An 18,360-nucleotide genomic window follows, 5' to 3' on the forward strand; every position below is an offset into this window, starting at 1 on the left:
ATATGAATCAAGCTAAAGTCGCTATCATTATGGGTTCGCAAAGTGATTGGCTAACCATGAAAAATGCTACCACAGTGTTGGATGCGTTAGAGATTGCCTATAGCGCGCAAGTTGTGTCGGCGCATCGCACACCTGAGCGTTTAGTTGAGTTTAGCCATGGTGCAGCAGAGGAGGGCGTTGAGGTGATTATTGCTGGTGCAGGCGGAGCAGCGCACTTACCTGGTATGACGGCCGCTATGACTCATCTACCTGTGATTGCGGTACCTGTGCAAAGTAAAGCATTAAAGGGCATGGATAGTTTACTTTCTATTGTGCAGATGCCAAAAGGCGTTGCGGTAGCAACTCAGGCTATTGGTGAGGCTGGAGCGTTTAACGCAGGCTTGATGGCGGCGCAGATTCTAGCGCTTAAAGACATAGACCTGACTCAGCGTCTTTGTGATTGGCGAGCGAGTCAAACAGCGAGCGTCCCTGTGGAGGTTGAGTAATGCGTATTGGCATTATAGGTTGCGGTCAGTTAGCCAGAATGATGGCTCTCGCCGGATTACCGCTAGGACTTAAATTTAGTTTTGTTGCCGATGGCGGCGCAAATACCGACCTTAGCTGTGTCGAAGGCTTAGGGATCATTGCACCGTGGCAGCGAGGGCAGAGCATTGAAGCGCTCTATCAAGCCCTTGGTAAACCGGACGTGATCACGGTGGAAAAAGAGCAAGTAGATCTGGAGTTAGTGCAGCAACTGGAAGCCTATTGTAGCGTTCGCCCCAGTGCTGCCAGCATCGCCCAGTGTAAAAGCCGTATCAAAGAGAAGCAGTTACTGGCCAAGTTAGATATTCCTTGTGCGCCTTTTACCTATCAAGTTGACCTAGCTCAAAGCGCTGCAACCCTTGGGCTGCCGATGGTGATAAAGTCGCTCGATGAAGGGTATGATGGCAAAAATCAGTGGGTAGTCAAAGACCATGATACTCTCAATACCCTCGCGGGTGCCGATAGCCTAGGCGATAACTTTGGTAATTACTTAGTAGAGCAATGGATCCCCTTCGACAAAGAGGTGTCACTCATTGGTGCGCGTGGTCATGATGGTGAAATTCGCTTCTATCCGTTGACTGAAAATGTGCATCGCAAAGGCATTCTAATTCGCTCAGTGGCACCTGCTAAGGATATAAGTCCAGAGATGGAGATGATTGCTCAGCAACATATGCGCCGCTTGTTAGAAGCTGAAAACTATGTTGGTGTGCTGGCGATGGAGTTATTTGTTGTCGGTGAGCAATTGCTGGTTAATGAGTTAGCGCCGCGGGTTCACAACAGTGGCCATTGGACGCAAATGGGCGCTACAACGTGCCAGTTTGAAAATCACATTCGCGCCGTTGCTGGCTTACCTCTTGGATCGACGACGTTAACCAGTAAAACAGGCATGTTGAACCTGCTTGGGGTGGCAATGCCACCGCTGAAAAGCCTAAGTGCCAGTTCAAGTTTGCATTGGTATAACAAGGAAGCTAAGCCTAACCGCAAATTAGGTCACATCAATTTTACCGCTGCTGATCATGTTTCGCTCGACCAGCAGATGGATCTGGCAGAAAACCATATTTACTGATTGAAATCAATTACCTGTTAATGGCTAGTTAGTCTGCATGTCGCGATTAGGTAACATGTTACATGCGGGCTAATGATCTTGTAGCAGTATGATCGATTAGTCTGATAGAGCATTCGGTGAAGAAATCTAGATACAAAAAAGCCGCTAAACCCGTCTGGTAGGGGTTTAGCGGCCTTTTGAAGGTTATTGCTAACCTTGGTTTTGTTGGGGCGGCGTCACCTGAATTAGCTTTTTATTTTATTGATATTTAACTTTTTTAGTGGTTATTGAAATAAAATGTGTACCTATTGGTGTACCTAAAGTTTTAGTTGCATCGGAATTGTTCTATATACGTGCGAACATCGCATTAAAATTTTTAGGATGCTGATGGAAGCGCAGATGACCTTTTCGATTCAGTTTAACCTTACCTGTAAATGGGTGAGTGATGTAACCCCATTGACCATATCTTGAAAAATACAGCACATAATCGATATCGGCCCCATCCCATTGAGACTGGACGATGACGTTTTCCTCATGGGTATCGAGAGACTTCACCTGGATTCGATAAAATTGTGTTCCATCAGAGATAACCAAATCAGTCTTACTGCCATGATCGGCCATGGGTAAAAACACTTCCCAGCCATCCATTTGGAACCATGAGGCTGCAAGCGTTTCATAAGAGAGGCTTTTGTAGAACTTAGCGGTTTCGGGTTTAGCCTGAGTTTGTTTGATAGGCATAATTATGATCCTGAATTTATGCCATTTGTCTGCTATTGGCTGCATGACTATGGCCGAAAGCTCCGTTACGGATGCTTTCAATCAGGATTCACAACTACTCCTTATGGAATGTAGTTCATGGCAAAGCGGCCAAGCTTGGATTTCGGGCTCAGCCCATACTCTCCATAAATGCCAATTCAGTATCACACTGGTGAATCGCGTTCAGATATAACCTAGTTATTGCTTAACCCTTTGTCAATTGCTTGTAACTACTCTAACTCAAAATCTATTCAACTCTACTTAGCATGAGTTCCGCGCAAGTATGCGCAAGTCCAAGCTCATACATTATCGTTTGTTCTTTAGACGGTCGCCTTAAATCCTTTGGGTTAAGATAAGCAATTAATATTTGAATAAAGTCGAGATTATTTCATTAATATCCGCAATTTAAATCAAAGACATTTCGGAATTGGATGATAAGATGATTTGTAATTTCTTTCGTTTAAGCAACTTATTATGAATCAACACGAACAACTATACCTCAAAGAGCTGGAAAGCAAGCTCTGGACAGCCGCAGACAAACTCCGTGCGTCACTCGATGCCTCTCAATACAAACATGCGGTGCTTGGCTTAATATTCGTTAAATACGTGTCTGACGCCTTCACGCTTCGCCAAGAGGAACTAAAACAAGACTTTGCTAACCCTGATCACGAGTACTTCCTCGATCCTGAAGGTTATACGGCTGAAGAACTTGAACAAGAAATCGAGATTGAGCTGGAACAGCGCGATTACTACAAAGAGAAAAACGTGTTTTGGTTGCCGACAGAATCTCGTTGGAAGTTCCTGCAAGACAATGGCCCGATGGTTATTGGCGGTGCCGATTTGGTTATTGATGGTAAGACGAAGAAAATCACGTCTGTTGGTCACCTGATTGATAATGCATTGGAGGGGATTGAGCGCGACAACCAGAAGCTAAAAGGTGTACTCAACAAGCACTATGCCGCTCTAAAAATTGATCAGTCAAAACTTAATGAGCTGATTAACCTAATCGCGACCATCCCGTTCAATCATAAGTCGCTTAACAGCAAAGATATTCTTGGTCATATTTACGAATACTTCTTAGGCCAATTTGCGCTTGCTGAAGGTAAGAAAGGCGGTCAGTTCTACACGCCTGCATCAATCGTTTCGCTGATTGTTGAGATGATTGAACCGTTTGAAGGCCGTGTGTATGACCCTGCAATGGGTAGTGGTGGCTTCTTTGTGCAATCTGAGAAATTTATTGAACGTCGCGCTAACCAAAAAGAGATTGACCCGCTGACGCAAAAACAAAGAATCTCGATTTACGGTCAGGAATACAACTATACCACATGGCAACTAGCTGCGATGAACATGGCGATCCGTGGTCTGGATTATGATTTCGGTAAGGAGCCTGCCAGTACCTATACCAATGACCAACACCCAGATTTACGTGCTGATTTCATCATGGCGAACCCGCCTTTCAATATGAAAGAGTGGAATACAGGTGTCGATGATAACGATCCGCGCTGGGTATACGGCACACCTCCTTCAGGTAATGCGAACTTTGCTTGGATGCAGCATATGCTTTATCACCTTGCACCTGATGGTTCTCAAGCGTTGTTACTTGCCAATGGTTCGATGAGTTCAACCACCAACAATGAAGGCGAAATTCGTGCGGCCTTAGTCGAGAACGATTTGGTGGAGTGTATGGTCGCGCTTCCCGGACAACTGTTTACTAACACGCAGATCCCTGCTTGTATCTGGTTCTTAACCAAAAACAAAAAGGCTCTTACCGATAAGTCAGGACGTAAGCTGCGTGATCGTAAAGGCGAAGTACTATTTATTGATGCTCGTAACCTTGGATATATGAAAGACCGCGTTCTGCGTGATTTCACTCGTGATGATATCCAGAAAGTCGCTGACCTGTACCACGCTTGGAAAACAGGCGACGAAGTTAACGGCGTGGCTTATGAAGACCAAGCAGGCTTCTGCAAATCTGCAACCTTGGAAGACATTAAGAAACACGACTTTGTACTCACTCCGGGGCGTTATGTTGGCGCTGCTGAAGAGCTAGATGATGGTGTTCCATTCGGTGAGAAGATGGCAACGCTAACCGCTAAGTTGAGCGAACAGTTTGCTGAGTCAGCAATGCTAGAAGCCGAGATCAAGAAGAACCTAGCGGGGTTGGGTTATGAGCTTTGAAAAACTGGGAGATATTTGCGATGTCATTGACTCGTTGCACAAAACCCCAAAGTATTCTGACATCGGTAAGCCAATGGTTCGCTGTACAGACGTCAAGTATGGTGAGCTGAACCTTTCAAATACCTTTAAAGTTTCTGATGAGGTCTTTAATGAGTTTTCTAAGCGTTACAATCCCGAAGTTAACGATATCATCATCACTCGTGTTGGTAGTTATGGCATTACCGCACAAGTAAAAGATATCAATTTCTGTTTGGGTCAAAATACGTCTGCTATCAAGCCAAAGAACATAAATCCCGATTACTTGTACCTCGTTTTGAACTCTAAGGTTGTAAAAGATCAAATAGAGTTCTCTGTAGTCGGCTCTACCCAGAAAACGTTGAGCCTAAAGGCGATCAATAATCTCGATATTCCAAGGTTTGGTGATGAAATCGAGAACCAGATCGCCATCATTGGGGCGAGTCTTGATGATAAAATCGTTAACAATGCACAAACCAACCAAACCCTAGAACAAATGGCGCAAGCCATCTTCAAGTCATGGTTTGTCGATTTCGACCCAGTAAAAGCCAAGATGAATGGTGAACAACCGGAGGGCATGGATGCGGCTACTGCCTCGCTATTCCCCGAAAAGCTAGTTGAGTCTGAGCTAGGGTTGATCCCTGAAGGTTGGGGTGTTGGCGAATTATCAAAGCTGTTTGAACTCCATAGGGGGTTCGACTTACCAAAATCTAAACGCCAAGACGGGGAATATCCTGTCTATGCTGCGGGCGGTTATCATGGTACCCACAATGAGTTCAAAATGGAGCCTCCGGGTATCATAACTGGGCGAAGTGGCGTGATCGGTAATGTATATCTCTCTCTTGATAAGTATTGGCCACTAAATACAACGCTTTATGTTCGAGAGTTTAGAGCATGTGGACCATATTATGCTTACCACTTACTTCGTTCATTAGATCTAAAGTCCTTAAACTCTGGTTCGGCAGTACCGAGTCTAAATCGTAACTTTGTACACTCAACAAATGTGTGTCATCCAGACTCTGATGTATTGGCGAAGTTTGAAGAGATTGTTACTCCTCTATTTGAAAAAATGGTCGCTAATAATGAACAAAATAAGTCTCTTTCAGAGTTACGCGATACTCTTCTTCCTAAATTGCTTTCCGGCGAAATCGAGTTAGGGCAAACCGAGGAAATGGCTGAGGTAAGCTAATGACGACCCGAGTAGAAATGATTATTGAAACGCTGAAAGCGAACCCCGACAAAAAGTTTACTGCTCGGGATTTAGCAAAAGAGTTTGTGCTTCGTTACCCAGAAGAAATAGCCGAAAAGCAAACCAATCCTCGTTATGATACCGATGAAAAGTTGATCGCCCAGTTGGCGGCAGAAGTCGGTGGTCAACGAACCCGTGCCGCTCAAAAAGCGTGTGCTAACGTAGCGACTCGCGATAAGCCACGTCCACGTATTTACTATTGGGACGAGAATCCCGACTTAGTTTCTGTTGATGACAGCCATGAAGAACTGGAAGAGCCGGAAGTCGACACTCCTCTAGTATCTCAAAGTTTCAGCGAGCACGACCTCTATCCAATGTTAATTGAATATCTTAGCAAGGATCTCGGGCTTTACTGCCAACGCATTGATGAGAAAAAATCTAAAAATTCTCATGGAAACGGTGGCAATCACTGGCTTCATCCAGACATTGTTGCTCTTGAACCACTCGACCAAGGCTGGGATGAAATTGTGAGAAGCTGTGTGCGCAGTGGGAATCACAGCTCGGTTCGACTTTGGTCTTTTGAAGTGAAGAAACATCTTACCAAAGGCAATGTACGAAAATATTTTTTCCAAGCCGTATCGAATTCGAGTTGGGCCAATTTCGGCTACCTTGTTGCTACAGGTTTAAATAGCGATGTTGAAGGTGAGCTGCAAATGTTGTCGAGCTTGCACGGGATTGGCGTGCTGATTCTGGATACTGAATCTTTGTTTGATAGCCAAATACTCATTCCAGCTCAAGAGAGAGTCAACGTGGATTGGCAATCTGCAAACCGAATCGTCTCTGAAAATAGGGATTTCCACCATTACATTGAGCAGGTTGGCATTTATAACCAAACCGGACGGTTGATTAAGAGCGCATGGAATAAATAATAAGGATAAAGGCTTAATGATTACTGAAGACCAACTAGAACAACAATGCCTCGATTGGTTTAAAGAGCTAGGCTACCAATACCAAAATGGCTATGACATCGCACCGGATGGTGACACACCCGAGCGTGAAAACTATCAGCAAGTCACGCTAAAGGCGCGGTTAGTGTCTGCATTGGAAACGTTGAACCCTAATGTACCGAGTGAAACCTTAACCGAAGTGGCGAAAACCGTTGCCACACCGCTAACGCCAATCCTGATCAAAAACAACAAAGCTTTTCACCAATATTTAATCGAAGGTGTGCCTGTTGAATACTCGGTAATGGAGCACGACCAATGGGTAACCAAGCATACTCATGTTCGATTAATTGACTTTGATGACCGCGAGAATAACGAATTCTTAGTGGTCAATCAGTTCACCATTACGGGCACCAAAGTCAATCGTAGACCAGATGTGATTGTTTTTATCAATGGATTGCCGATGGCGGTCATCGAACTGAAAAACCCCGCCGATGATCACGCCGACATTTGGAATGCTTACAATCAAATTCAAACTTACAAAGAAGAAATCGCAGACCTCTTTGTGTTCAACGAGGCGTTGGTCATTTCTGATGGTTGGACAGCGCGAGTCGGTTCGCTTACCGCGAACAAAGAGCGCTTCTTGCCTTGGAAGACGATAGAGAGTGAAGACGATAAGCCACTACTCGAATTTCAATTAGAGACCATGGTGCGTGGCTTCTTTAAACCAGAATTGCTGCTCGATTACATTCGCTACTTCGTATTGTTCGAAAATGATGGCGACAAGATCATCAAAAAAATCGCGGGATATCACCAATTCCATGCCGTCCGAGCTGCTGTTAAGGCAACCGTCACGGCTGCCACTACGTCTGACCAAGTTACTGAGCTACAGGCAAATTACGCCAATACCGTGGTGCCCGGAAGTAAAAAAGCTGGCGTGGTTTGGCATACACAAGGCAGTGGAAAGAGCATTTCGATGGTCTGCTACGCGAGTAAATTGCTGCAACAACCAGAGATGAATAACCCAACCTTAGTGGTGGTGACTGACCGTAATGACTTAGACGGCCAGCTATTTAACACCTTCACCATGGCGCAAGAAACATTGAAGCAAATCCCTCAACAGGCTGAAGATCGTGATTCATTACGCGATTTACTTCTTAATCGTCAGTCCGGTGGCATTATCTTCACAACCGTACAAAAGTTTGCGTTGCTCGATGAAGAAATGGCACATCCGATCCTTTCTGAGCGCTCGAATATAGTAGTTGTTTCAGATGAGGCCCACCGCAGTCAGTATGGCAACAAAGCTCGTCTTGTTGATGTCAAAGACGAGGATGGCAATGTGATTGATCAGCGTTATGTCTATGGCTACTCAAAGTATATGCGTGACGCGCTACCAAATGCGGCCTTTATTGGTTTCACGGGTACACCGATATCGATGGATGATAAAGATACTCGCGGTGTGTTTGGTGATTATGTCTCTATTTACGATATTCAAGATGCGGTCGATGATGGCGCAACTGTGCCGATTTATTACGAATCTCGCTTAGCCAAGCTCGATATTAATCAAGATGAAATCGAAGCACTTAACGATCAGGTTGAAGAAGAAATTGGCGAAGATGAAGAAACTGAAAGTCGCGAGAAAATAAAATCGCAGTGGTCTGCACTAGAAAAGCTTGTCGGTGCGGAGCCAAGAATCCAGCAGGTTGCGCAAGATCTGGTTGAGCACTTTACCACTCGTTGTGAAACCTTTCCGGGCAAGGCAATGATTGTTGCCATGAGTCGCGAGATTTGTGTGGATTTATACGATGCCATTGTAGCTATCAAACCCGAATGGCATAGCGAAGATCCAAACAAGGGTGCAATTAAAATTGTCATGACAGGCAGCGCCGCCGACAAAGCCAAAATGCAGCCTCATATCCATGATAAGAAGACCAAGAAGCTTTTCGAGAAACGTTATAAAGACACCAGTGATGAACTGCAATTAGTCATTGTCCGTGATATGTGGCTAACAGGTTTTGATGCGCCTTGTTGTCATACTATGTATATCGATAAGCCAATGAAAGGCCATAACCTGATGCAGGCGATAGCGCGTGTGAACCGTGTGTTTAAGGATAAGCCCGGAGGTTTAGTTGTCGACTATATTGGTATTGCCAATGAACTTAAAAACGCACTCAAAACCTACACCAATAGCCAAGGTAAAGGGCAACCAACCGTTGATACTGCTGAGGCATTTTCTGTGCTGATGGAAAAGGTTGATATCGTTCGCGGTATGTTTGCCACGCCAGTTGATGGCCACACGTTCAACTATCGTCCGGATTTTGAAACCAAACCATTGCAATTGCTTCCGGGAGCCGTGAACCATATATCTGGTCTCTCACACCGCAACAGCAAAGGTGAAGAAGCTCGTGATGGTAAACGGCGTTTTCTTGATGTCATGGCAGCATTGATGAAAGCCTTCTCTCTGTGCAGCACGTTGGACGAAGTGAATGGCTATCGCGATGAGATTGCCTTCTATAGCGCAATCAAAACCGCATTTTTAAAGCACTCAACAGTGGATAAAAAACGCAGCGATGAACAGCGCAATTCTGCCTTACGCCAGATCTTAAATAATGCAGTGGTGGCAGATGGTGTGGACGATATCTTTAAAACGGTTGGTTTAGATAAACCGAATATTGGCTTGCTCTCTCCTGAGTTTTTGGAAGATGTTGCCAATATGAAAGAGAAGAATTTAGCAGTCGAACTGCTAGAAAAACTCCTGCGCGACGAAGTGAAAGCAAGAATGAAAAACGATGTGGTACAGGAGAAGAAATATTCCGACCGTATTATGTCGACTTTGCAGAAATACCATAATCGCAACATTGAAACCGCGCAGGTAATTGAAGAGCTGATCCAGTGGGCTAAAGAGATGCAGGTAGACGCTGAGATGATGGATAAGCTCAACCTATCTACTGATGAAATAGCGTTTTACCGTGCATTGGTCACCAACGAAGCTTCTGTCCGCACCCTAGGTGACGATAACCTACGCCAACTAGCTATTGAACTCACTCACCAACTGCGTAAGTCCGCTACTGTAGACTGGCAAAAACGCGATAGTGTACGAGCACGGATGCGCAACCTTGTGCGTCGATTGCTTCGTCGCTGGAAATATCCACCTGATGCTGCAGAAGCCGCTATTAAGCTTGTTTTGGAGCAAGCGGAAGTATTGGCTGATAGATGGCATGCAGCATGATTTTTTATTCGAGACAAAGCCCCTTGAAAGCTCCTTGATTATTCAAAGATATTTATGATTTAAAGTGAACGTGAACAACCAAAGCTTTTGGTTTGGGCTGCTCGTTTATCCTTGTCTTTTCCTTTAGCAAAATAACTTACTCTAAACAGCAACTGTTCTAGTCTTGTGAGATCATTTCTAGTTACTAGGTAGTACATATTTTTTGGGTAATAAATGGTTCCACTCATATCGCTCCAAATCCGCTTACACACTTGAGATACCTTATGAGGATGATTAACTACCTGACCGTTGAGTAATAACAAGATGTGAAAGTGGGGGGAATCTGCTGCTGCTTGTTCTCGTACCCATGCGTATTTCATATCAACCCCTGCATATTTTGCATTGAGCTGTTTGTTTAATCTTCTAAAAAATACTGTCATTCGTTTGTTGTTATCAACGTAGCTTGGTTGATGTAAGTCGTAGCGAATAGCTAATATGCGGTAATGGTCAGCTTGATAATTAAATATGAGTTTGAAAAGAGAGCTGATTATATTGAGAGCACAACCTGAGGGCTTGTTATTAATTTTCCAATCATTGCCTGCATAGTGATAATAATCAGCATAAGTAATGAACATTGACCTGTTTCCATATTATGACTGCGTTAAATGAGTTATGAGGTTTAAAGCAGATATTATTAATATCCCCAAGTTGGCCGATGTTCATCTATCGCTAGAAGCCCATTGCTGTGTGGCTTTTAGCTATTTGATTTTTCAAACTGAGGGGTTAAATACCTATTGAAGTGCTTGAGAACAGCCGCTAGTGTCCGAATAGCGATAATATGACATCCATGTCAAAGACTCTGGCTGACTGCTTTTAGCAATATGTATAGCGTTATAGCCTTAAAGATGCCCAAACTTCTTTACGTTGCAGGGTTAACTTTTTAACTATCAGTGTAAGCTCGCTATCAGTTTGACCTGCAGCTAAAGCTAAGAGGATGTGTTGAATTTCATCTTCGAACCAACCAACGGCTCTTCCTGATAACCTGAAAGGTGGCGGAATAAGTCCTGCATTAATTCGTTCGTGTAACGTGCTTTTGCTTATTCCTAGCATAAGCTTAGCTTCGTTCTTGCGAACAATTCTTTTGACTTCAGACATGATTAAACTCCTTAATGAGCGTTATTGATTTACTTCGGAATCATCATGCCAAGTAAGTTAGTTTTGAGCAGGTATAAAACCGCAGAAAAAAATTACAGTTTTATACTTGCTATTTGTCTGTGGTTTCAGGTGGGGAGGATAAATATGTTTTATTTCCGTCTTCATCAATCATAATTAATACTGGGTATTTCAGCTTTTTACCTGTTTTTAAGTTGGCTTTCTGACACTCATTCCACCAACTCTTGACGTTTTCTGGTGCGAGGATTGTAGCTTCGTTGTCGGAAGTACTCATAAATAAAATAGCTACAAAGTTTAAAAAACACTGACTTGCACTGTGTTGATCTTCCGGGTGTTTTTGAGCCCAAATACTGCGTAATCCAGATAGGATTCGTTCTTTACCTGTTGTTTGTATGACCTCCATTAAACAGTCGTGGTACTGAATGAACATCGGTTGTTTAATTGTTTCAAGGTAGTGTTCTAGTGCTAAGTCTAGGCTACTTAAGTTTTCTAGCAGTTGCTGTTCTGCAAGACTAGGATCAGGAGGTGTAGAGCTTTCTATATATGGAAAGCCTTCAATAAGGCTCGGTTTTGATGAATCGTTAAATTGATTTTTGAGATGGTTTAATTCTAAGGTTATTGCTGGTGCTGAGCTGGTAAGATTTGTAAGTACTTTTTTTATTTTATCAATACTTTTTTTGATGTTACTTACTTTTTCAAATGCGTCATTTACTTCATTTATTGACCATGGGTTAGACATTACCCATGAGCGTAAGCGGTCAATTTCGGCGTCATTGAAGCCATATTGATGTAAAGTATCGCGGTCAGTTGCATGAATTGAACTGTTTTTTAACTTTGCTCTATTCGTCATTGCTCTTCCTAAGCTATCTCTTTGTTACTTTTGTGTATTTCGAAATATTGAATGTCTCACTATTTGCCAACTAACTTTAAGTTTTTGTTGTTATGCGAAAGACTAAAGTTACCGTTGGCAGCTTGAATAATATGTTCACTCCACCAAGCCATCATGACTCTTCTTCTTTCCAAATAAACGCTGCGATTATAAGCACTGCGAACCTGATTTTTGTCGGTGTGCGCTAGCGCGGCCTCTATAACATCAGGATCGAAACCTTGTTCGTTAAGCGTTGTACTCGCTAGTGACCTAAAACCGTGCGCGGTTGTGCGACCTTTGAGTTGCATACGAATCAAAGAAGCATTTGCTGTTTGCTCGCTGTAATGGGTTTTAGGGTTTCGGCTTGCTGGGAATAAATATTCGCGATGTCCACTTATTGGTCTGAGTATTTCAAGTAACCTAATGGTTTCATCGGTTAGTGGGATTTGATGAGCACGGCGCATTTTCATTTTGCTGGCTGGAATAGTCCAAAGCCGATTTTCCATGTCAATTTCATCCCACCTTGCGCTAGCGGCTTCGTTAGGCCTGGTCATGGTATGAAGTTGCCATTCAAGTAACAGCCTAGTTAACCTTTGAATACTCGCGTTTGCTATGGCTTGCATTAGCTCGGGTAGTTCATGAGGCTGCATCGCCGATAGGTGATTTTTCTTCGGCTGCTTAAATACGGCTTTTATACCACTTAATGGGTTCGCGTGGATCAAGCCTGTGTTTACTGCAAAAACCATTATTTCATTCAGGCGCTGGCATAAGCGTTTCACTGTATCTAAATGTCCTTTGGCTTCTATCGTCCGAAGGATTGTAATGACTTTCGGCGCAGTAATTTGGCTAATTGGGATTTTGCCTAAGTCGGGAAAAATATGCAGTTCGAGAGAACTCCAAGTCTTCGCTGCATGTTTTTCAGTTACAGCTTCTTTTTTACACTCCATCCAATCTTTGGCGACATTGATAAGTGTGTGCTCAATGATGGCTGCTTTTTTAGCTATTTGGTCTTCGCGATGAGCTTTTGGATCTATATCTTCAGCTAGCAATTCTCTGGCTGAAACGGCTTTTTTTCGTGCAAGAGCAAGCGACACAGTGGGATAGGAGCCTAGGCCTAAATTATTACGTTTCTTAGTAAGAGGGTGGGCGTAGTTGAAAAGCCAAAGTTTCGAGCCGTTCGGTTTAATGCGCAATCTTAAACCATGACCATCGAATAGGTGATATTCCTTATCTCGAGGTTTCGCGTTCTTAACTTCTGTGTCACTTAATTGGGTAGTCTGCTTAGCCATATTAGGTACACCGTAGAGTGTGTGTACCTTCAGTGTACCCGCCGATGTATCTATTGCAACCGGATATTATTGGACTGAAAAAGTCCTTGCTGAAAGAAGGTGTTTTTGTAAGTTATTGATTTTATGTTTTTAAAGGCAGAAAAAAAGACGTCCTAGGACGTCTTCGTTTCTGTTATTGGTGGAGGCGGCGGGGCTCGAACCCGCGTCCAAAAAGCCTACATTCTAGTGGTGGGGTAGTGAAATCAACAAGTTATATTAATTTCAATAAGTTAAAAGATGTATGTTAATCCATTTTTGTTGCTGTGGTCTGGCTGCGTGGGCAATTTGTGGGCATTTATGTAGACGGTAAAAATACTTCAAAATCGATCCAATGCTTTTTCTTTAATTGCTTTAGTAAAGGAGCATATTTTTCATTGCAAAATTTTATTTCAAGACTATTTGGAGTTTGTTGGTTTAATTCGTTTAGGTATCTTTGCAGTAACAAAACTTGAGCTACAAGTAAGGTTGTACGACTATATGATTTTTCATCGTGACCACCATCTTTACATCTATGAGCTTCAGGAGCATGCTTATTGAATGGTATTAATTCCTTAGAATCCATTCTTCTAGAAACTAGAATATCAGCTAAGCAAACCATTTGTGGGGGAACCACATCCCTTCTCATTGCTTTAGTATTCTCTAGAGTGGAATAAATTTCTTTATGAATTCTTTCAATTTTTTCAATTAAATATCGATGTTCAAAGTTTTGTTTGTTCAGATTATTTTGTGCCATCAATCCCCAAAATGCTAAGAACGCCCCAATTGGACCTAATGTGCCGCCTATATAAGTACCAAAGTTAGCCCAGTCCTTTGAGTCGGTAGAAAATGAGAAACTATTAAACGTAGCAAAGTATGGAATGAGTAAAGCGAATATTAAAATGACAAGACCAATTAAGGTGTTACTAGTGAATTTCATAGTTATTATAATAATCCTGCTATCGGGTTTTTGGTGATTGCGTCGTCCAGGTGATCGGGGGCGAAGTGGGCGTATCGCATGGTGTCTTTAATATCTGCGTGGCCGAGTATCTGTTTTAGTACCAGAATATTGCCGCCGTTCATCATAAAATGGCTGGCGAATGTGTGGCGTAATATGTGAGTCATCTGGCCGTCTGGGAATTGTAGCTTTGTGCGTTTGATGGCGCGCTCGAACGCTTTGCGGCATGGCCTGAATAACTTGCCTCTTGCCCGGGGGATCCTGTCGGCCAACTCTTTGGCTATCGGCACAGTGCGGTTTTTCTTACCCTTGGTTTTTACAAAGGTGATGCGATTGTGTGCTATCTGGCTACCGCTTAAGCCCTCGGCCTCTGACCAGCGGCAACCCGTCGCCAGGCAGATGAGCACAATGGTGGTTAGATGCTCATACTCGGCATTCGCGCATTCTTCCAAGACGATGGGGATCTCTTCAGGGTAGAGGAACGCCAGTTCGGTGTCCTCAATTTTGAACTGGGGCAGACCTTCAAGCGGGTTAGGGTGGGGCCATTCGCCTAAGCGTTTCAGCTCAGAAAACACCGCGTTAAGATAGGCTTGCTCATGGTTGACCGTGTTGGGCTTAACCGGCTGCTTACGGCCGATGGTATCTTCTATCTCACCATCGAGGCGCATCTGCCGGTAATTGGCAAAGTCGTTCACCGTGATCTTACTGGCAATTGGATCCCCCATGCCGCAGCACACCATTTCAAGCTTGCGCAGTCGCTGCTCTGGCTTAGTGAGCTGTTGGCCGTGTAACTCGTGCCAGCGCTTGATCAACTCAGACAGTCGCCGATTGTCGACCTTCTCACCCAGCCAAGGTTTATCTTTGACGGTGTTGAGCATGTAATTTTGATAAGCCAGGGCCTCGCCTTTGGTGGCAAAGTTTTTGCGGATCCGTTTACTATCTCGACCTGCCAAACGCATATCGAGCTTCCAAGGTTTATCGCTACCGTTCTTTAGGTTCGAGATGGTCATTTCTGATGATCATTATTTGAGACGTTAGTTTCCTCTTTAGGTTTAGCTGCTAATTCATCTGTCCTGGCAGCATCATACCAAGAGGTAACATGTAATAGAGCAAAAGTTGCCGCAACTGCAGATAGCAGAGCATAAATAAAAATAATATAACTTATAAAGTTACCCAGTAAACACAGCCAGAAAAAGCTTTCACCAAACATCACTAAAATCCAGTGTCCCTGGGGGAGTGGAAAGTAATATGCCTTTGCAAATAAGGAACAAAATATTGCTAACATCTGTAGTACTACAAAATGAACAAATGCAGCATTTACTTCCATGTATGGTGATGGCTCCCCATCACCATCCTCACCACTAATCAGCTTTCTAAAATTATCATCGCCAACGGCAATCCACATGGCAAAACCGCCAAGCGAAAATCCTAATAAATTTGGCATTATTGACAGAACATCTTCCCACCAATTTGGCTTTGACCAATGAGGGTACAGCATCAAAGATAAGATAATAGACGCCCAGAGAAACGGACTCGAGAATAGAGCCTTGAATCCGCCGTATGACCGCCAGTAAATTACCAGTATGTTGTCATTCATCATTTAAACCACTTGGTTATCTCATCTTTCAGCGATAGTGTAAGATCAACTAAAGCAGAAAACGAGTCTTGAACTTTAGAGTTGTAATAAATTTTAGATAAGAATGGGTGAGATGTAGTTGAGTATTCAATAGGCTTTGAATTTATATCTTTACCTTTAATAGAAACCATTCCGTTGTTAGCAGCAATTTTTGCCATTGTTGTTAGATCAGAATCTAGTTTGATTGACTGTCCATCTATGGCTTTAAATGATTGCTCATGAGTTTCGACATTTATGGCATTCATACGTTTCATAACCCTTCTCTGAGTTTTACTAAAAGTATCTGCATTTGGTCGTGTGATAACCATATCGATACGCTCTTTAGTTGGAATTTTTAGGGCATCATTCAATTTATCTGTTGATGGAATATGTGTTACATCAACCTTTCCGTATTTAGCGACAATGCTCTCACGATTCAACAGTGATTTTATAAATTTTTCAGCACTTTGAGGACCGAACGATTTACCGTTATAGTAACCTTCATAGAATAAAAAGTGCTCTTCAGGATAAAAAATATACGAAAATCTAGCCCCGTTTGGCTTTAAATTGTCAGGTATTTTTATATCATCCATTAAGGAATCATCAGCAAAATCACCAGTATCTAGGTTAAACCAAGGTGAGTCAGAATCGATAGAAGTGAAGCGGTATATATCTCCAGTTATTGGCCCAGGTTCTTTCTGACCACTTTTCACTTTATGTAAGCTACTCAATAAAGCGTACTGATCACCAGAGATTTTTATTGGTGACTTTAATTTGTATACATCACGAAATAGCTTTAAATACATATCGGGTGAATGAGGCTGAATCGTGATATTTATCGCACCAACAACTAACTTTTTTTCAGTCATTTCTTTACCTTTATCTTTAAATGTTAATATTTTGCATGTAGTGTTATTTCAAAAATAAGATCCGAATTCGATGTTGCAGTTTGCTTTGAGTAAACGCAGGTCATCTTGCATCAAGGTGGTTTGTTCGCTAACTAAGGGCATGCCGTTGCGAGTGGCCGAAAAAATGTCGCGCCAGTATTGCCCAGCGCTGAAGCTAAAGCCGTGTGCCAATAGCGAGTTGGGCATCGAAACCTTGTAGTAGGCTGGGTATTTTTCGTCTATCGCGTTAATACTTTCATCAAACTTGGTTGACTGTTTCCACTGCACAACTTGTTGATGGGTTAAGTCTGGGTTGTTCGATACGAATCTCTCCAAGCTAGAGATGATCGGTGCGTAGTCGCTGTAGATTTGGTAAGCCAGTTCGCAGTCGGATACGCCTTGGTAGGCTTGCCATTTTTTAGCGTCATTAGTTTCTAGTGTTTGTTTTACAGGTGCGGAGGAGCTTGATGCGGTTTCCACTTCTGGCTTGTGTTCGTTGCCAGCAGAAAAAATAAGGGCGATGAATATTAAAGCGAAGATGACCCCGATAGAGATAAATAGGGGTTTGATTAATCGTCGGGCTTTGGCTTGAGCAGGGCTGTCGACGTGGTTCGCTTTTAGGTGTGCCAGTTTGGCTTCCATATCGGCTATTTGATTTTGCTTTTTGTCTGTCATGATTATCATCCTTGATTCAGATAGTTAAAACTTACAGAGGTTTTTTATATGCTCCGTTTGAACCTCTAGTTCAGGGAACAATGTTGCTTTGTTAATGCCACACACGTTCAGTTGATTCAATATTTTATCTTTTGCATCAGAGCTTATGATTATTTCAGTCAAATACGCTTTTTTAGATGAACTATTGACGGCTTGTTGATTACTTAGCTGTAACTTTTCAATACTGAGCGGCTTGATAAAATGCTGGTCGTTTTCAATCTTTCCACCATGAAGTGTAAACAGTCCTTTTTGGGCTACTAATCGCTTATTAATCATTGGGGGGCGATAAGGGAAGTAGTTGCTTAGAGGGTCAGAAAGTAAGGCGATCCCGGTGGGGTCTATGTCTAAACACTTTCCGTTAGATCGCATATTGTTAATAAAGCAAAACCTTTCAAACCCAACGATTTTTTTTAGTTCTTTCAGTGGTTTATCGTTAATGAAAAGTTGGCCTTCAAAAATGGCTGGCTCTTTTTTCTCCAAAATTTGAAGATATTTTATGACGCTATCGAAAGAGTCGAATACGCTTGCTGAGGATGCAAGGTTTGCGTACAAAGTTTGCCATTCGAGGTGTATCGAAACGCGTTCAGTGTTCAATATGTAAAGCTTTCCATCTACATCATTATTTTCACAGCAAAAATATAGTGCAACTAATAGACTTTCTGTCCAGTCAAGTAGTCTTGTTGGCAAGCCATAGTGCTGAGCATAGGTCAGCAACTCTAGGGTATTACTATGCTCGTGTTTGGCTTGAGGATGGCGCCGAACAAACTCTTCGAGTAACTTTGTTTCATCATAGTATGGGCCATCCTGATTTTTGCCTGAGCGACGAAAAACGCTCGGGATCAGTTCATAAGCTGTGTCGCTGTGACCTCTATACCAACAGCCCTGTATTCCATTAGTGAGCTCTTCTGCGATAGTAAGCACATCTTGCAGGCAATGAGCTATTGGTGCTGGTTCAGACATATTTACTTCCTTGTATCATGTGTC

The 18,360-nt window shown here is 42.9% G+C and carries 17 protein-coding genes; 6 read left to right on the plus strand and 11 right to left on the minus strand.

What is annotated here, in order from left to right; translation table 11 throughout:
- Window positions 1-2 precede the first annotated feature (2 nt).
- Both purE and K0I62_RS05480 read left to right on the plus strand, forming a co-directional pair.
- Window positions 3-485 carry a 5-(carboxyamino)imidazole ribonucleotide mutase gene (gene purE / locus K0I62_RS05475; protein WP_220070483.1) on the plus strand — a complete coding sequence of 161 codons (483 nt, stop codon included), beginning with the start codon at window positions 3-5 and terminating at the stop codon, window positions 483-485.
- Window positions 485-1,588 carry a 5-(carboxyamino)imidazole ribonucleotide synthase gene (locus tag K0I62_RS05480; protein ID WP_220070484.1) on the plus strand — a complete coding sequence of 368 codons (1,104 nt, stop codon included), beginning with the start codon at window positions 485-487 and terminating at the stop codon, window positions 1,586-1,588. The genes purE and K0I62_RS05480 overlap by 1 nt, the downstream gene beginning before the upstream one ends.
- Before the next feature lie 324 nt (window positions 1,589-1,912).
- Here the strand turns inward: K0I62_RS05480 and K0I62_RS05485 are convergent, their stop codons facing one another.
- The gene (locus K0I62_RS05485) at window positions 1,913-2,305 is read right to left on the minus strand and encodes a group I intron-associated PD-(D/E)XK endonuclease (RefSeq protein ID WP_220070485.1); all 393 of its coding nucleotides are present in this window, start codon (window positions 2,303-2,305) and stop codon (window positions 1,913-1,915) included.
- A 492-nt stretch (window positions 2,306-2,797) separates the two neighbouring features.
- Between K0I62_RS05485 and K0I62_RS05490 the strand changes: the two genes are divergently transcribed.
- The 4 genes from K0I62_RS05490 to K0I62_RS05505 are packed head-to-tail and all read left to right on the plus strand — an operon-like array spanning window position 2,798 to window position 9,878.
- Entirely contained in the window at window positions 2,798-4,501 is a 1,704-nt protein-coding gene (locus tag K0I62_RS05490; RefSeq protein ID WP_220070486.1) for a class I SAM-dependent DNA methyltransferase, read from the plus strand.
- Entirely contained in the window at window positions 4,491-5,705 is a 1,215-nt protein-coding gene (locus tag K0I62_RS05495) for a restriction endonuclease subunit S (RefSeq protein ID WP_220070487.1), read from the plus strand. The genes K0I62_RS05490 and K0I62_RS05495 overlap by 11 nt, the downstream gene beginning before the upstream one ends.
- Entirely contained in the window at window positions 5,705-6,634 is a 930-nt protein-coding gene (locus K0I62_RS05500) for a COG2958 family protein (protein WP_220070488.1), read from the plus strand. The genes K0I62_RS05495 and K0I62_RS05500 overlap by 1 nt, the downstream gene beginning before the upstream one ends.
- Window positions 6,635-6,650: 16 nt before the next feature.
- Window positions 6,651-9,878 carry a type I restriction endonuclease subunit R gene (locus K0I62_RS05505; protein WP_220070489.1) on the plus strand — a complete coding sequence of 1,076 codons (3,228 nt, stop codon included), beginning with the start codon at window positions 6,651-6,653 and terminating at the stop codon, window positions 9,876-9,878.
- Window positions 9,879-9,937: 59 nt separating this feature from the next.
- Here the strand turns inward: K0I62_RS05505 and K0I62_RS05510 are convergent, their stop codons facing one another.
- The 10 genes from K0I62_RS05510 to K0I62_RS05555 form a co-directional block, all read right to left on the minus strand.
- Entirely contained in the window at window positions 9,938-10,492 is a 555-nt protein-coding gene (locus K0I62_RS05510) for a YagK/YfjJ domain-containing protein (protein WP_220070490.1), read from the minus strand.
- A 256-nt stretch (window positions 10,493-10,748) separates the two neighbouring features.
- Window positions 10,749-11,012, minus strand: a complete 264-nt coding sequence (locus K0I62_RS05515) for a helix-turn-helix transcriptional regulator (protein ID WP_220070491.1) — start codon at window positions 11,010-11,012, stop codon at window positions 10,749-10,751.
- Window positions 11,013-11,121: 109 nt separating this feature from the next.
- Entirely contained in the window at window positions 11,122-11,880 is a 759-nt protein-coding gene (locus tag K0I62_RS05520; RefSeq protein WP_220070492.1) for a hypothetical protein, read from the minus strand.
- 59 nt (window positions 11,881-11,939) lie between these two features.
- A complete protein-coding gene (locus tag K0I62_RS05525) occupies window positions 11,940-13,187 on the minus strand; it encodes an integrase domain-containing protein (RefSeq protein WP_220070493.1) in 1,248 nt (415 codons plus the stop codon).
- Between the two features lie 334 nt (window positions 13,188-13,521).
- Window positions 13,522-14,142 carry a hypothetical protein gene (locus K0I62_RS05530; protein ID WP_220070494.1) on the minus strand — a complete coding sequence of 207 codons (621 nt, stop codon included), beginning with the start codon at window positions 14,140-14,142 and terminating at the stop codon, window positions 13,522-13,524.
- Between the two features lie 5 nt (window positions 14,143-14,147).
- The gene (locus tag K0I62_RS05535; RefSeq protein ID WP_220070495.1) at window positions 14,148-15,170 is read right to left on the minus strand and encodes a phage integrase; all 1,023 of its coding nucleotides are present in this window, start codon (window positions 15,168-15,170) and stop codon (window positions 14,148-14,150) included.
- Window positions 15,167-15,604 (minus strand): hypothetical protein, encoded by a 438-nt coding sequence (locus K0I62_RS05540; RefSeq protein WP_220070496.1) that lies wholly within the window; start codon window positions 15,602-15,604, stop codon window positions 15,167-15,169. The genes K0I62_RS05535 and K0I62_RS05540 overlap by 4 nt, the downstream gene beginning before the upstream one ends.
- Window positions 15,605-15,756: 152 nt before the next feature.
- The gene (locus K0I62_RS05545; protein ID WP_220070497.1) at window positions 15,757-16,644 is read right to left on the minus strand and encodes a DUF4747 family protein; all 888 of its coding nucleotides are present in this window, start codon (window positions 16,642-16,644) and stop codon (window positions 15,757-15,759) included.
- A 48-nt stretch (window positions 16,645-16,692) separates the two neighbouring features.
- The gene (locus K0I62_RS05550) at window positions 16,693-17,337 is read right to left on the minus strand and encodes a hypothetical protein (protein ID WP_220070498.1); all 645 of its coding nucleotides are present in this window, start codon (window positions 17,335-17,337) and stop codon (window positions 16,693-16,695) included.
- Window positions 17,338-17,361: 24 nt separating this feature from the next.
- Window positions 17,362-18,336: an FRG domain-containing protein gene (locus K0I62_RS05555; RefSeq protein WP_220070499.1), complete on the minus strand. Its 975-nt coding sequence runs from the start codon at window positions 18,334-18,336 to the stop codon at window positions 17,362-17,364.
- Window positions 18,337-18,360 lie beyond the last annotated feature (24 nt).

The sequence above is a fragment of the Shewanella psychrotolerans genome (assembly GCF_019457595.1).
In the GTDB taxonomy this organism is placed as follows: Bacteria; Pseudomonadota; Gammaproteobacteria; order Enterobacterales; family Shewanellaceae; genus Shewanella; species Shewanella psychrotolerans.

Bases quoted from the DNA above. Each gene is read 5' to 3' on its own strand.
- purE (WP_220070483.1), top strand. From the start codon at position 3: ATGAATCAAGCTAAAGTCGCTATCATTATGGGTTCGCAAAGTGATTGG.
- K0I62_RS05480 (WP_220070484.1), top strand. From the start codon at position 485: ATGCGTATTGGCATTATAGGTTGCGGTCAGTTAGCCAGAATGATGGCT.
- K0I62_RS05485 (WP_220070485.1), bottom strand. From the start codon at position 2,305: ATGCCTATCAAACAAACTCAGGCTAAACCCGAAACCGCTAAGTTCTAC.
- K0I62_RS05490 (WP_220070486.1), top strand. From the start codon at position 2,798: ATGAATCAACACGAACAACTATACCTCAAAGAGCTGGAAAGCAAGCTC.
- K0I62_RS05495 (WP_220070487.1), top strand. From the start codon at position 4,491: ATGAGCTTTGAAAAACTGGGAGATATTTGCGATGTCATTGACTCGTTG.
- K0I62_RS05500 (WP_220070488.1), top strand. From the start codon at position 5,705: ATGACGACCCGAGTAGAAATGATTATTGAAACGCTGAAAGCGAACCCC.
- K0I62_RS05505 (WP_220070489.1), top strand. From the start codon at position 6,651: ATGATTACTGAAGACCAACTAGAACAACAATGCCTCGATTGGTTTAAA.
- K0I62_RS05510 (WP_220070490.1), bottom strand. From the start codon at position 10,492: ATGTTCATTACTTATGCTGATTATTATCACTATGCAGGCAATGATTGG.
- K0I62_RS05515 (WP_220070491.1), bottom strand. From the start codon at position 11,012: ATGTCTGAAGTCAAAAGAATTGTTCGCAAGAACGAAGCTAAGCTTATG.
- K0I62_RS05520 (WP_220070492.1), bottom strand. From the start codon at position 11,880: ATGACGAATAGAGCAAAGTTAAAAAACAGTTCAATTCATGCAACTGAC.
- K0I62_RS05525 (WP_220070493.1), bottom strand. From the start codon at position 13,187: ATGGCTAAGCAGACTACCCAATTAAGTGACACAGAAGTTAAGAACGCG.
- K0I62_RS05530 (WP_220070494.1), bottom strand. From the start codon at position 14,142: ATGAAATTCACTAGTAACACCTTAATTGGTCTTGTCATTTTAATATTC.
- K0I62_RS05535 (WP_220070495.1), bottom strand. From the start codon at position 15,170: ATGACCATCTCGAACCTAAAGAACGGTAGCGATAAACCTTGGAAGCTC.
- K0I62_RS05540 (WP_220070496.1), bottom strand. From the start codon at position 15,604: ATGCCAAATTTATTAGGATTTTCGCTTGGCGGTTTTGCCATGTGGATT.
- K0I62_RS05545 (WP_220070497.1), bottom strand. From the start codon at position 16,644: ATGACTGAAAAAAAGTTAGTTGTTGGTGCGATAAATATCACGATTCAG.
- K0I62_RS05550 (WP_220070498.1), bottom strand. From the start codon at position 17,337: ATGACAGACAAAAAGCAAAATCAAATAGCCGATATGGAAGCCAAACTG.
- K0I62_RS05555 (WP_220070499.1), bottom strand. From the start codon at position 18,336: ATGTCTGAACCAGCACCAATAGCTCATTGCCTGCAAGATGTGCTTACT.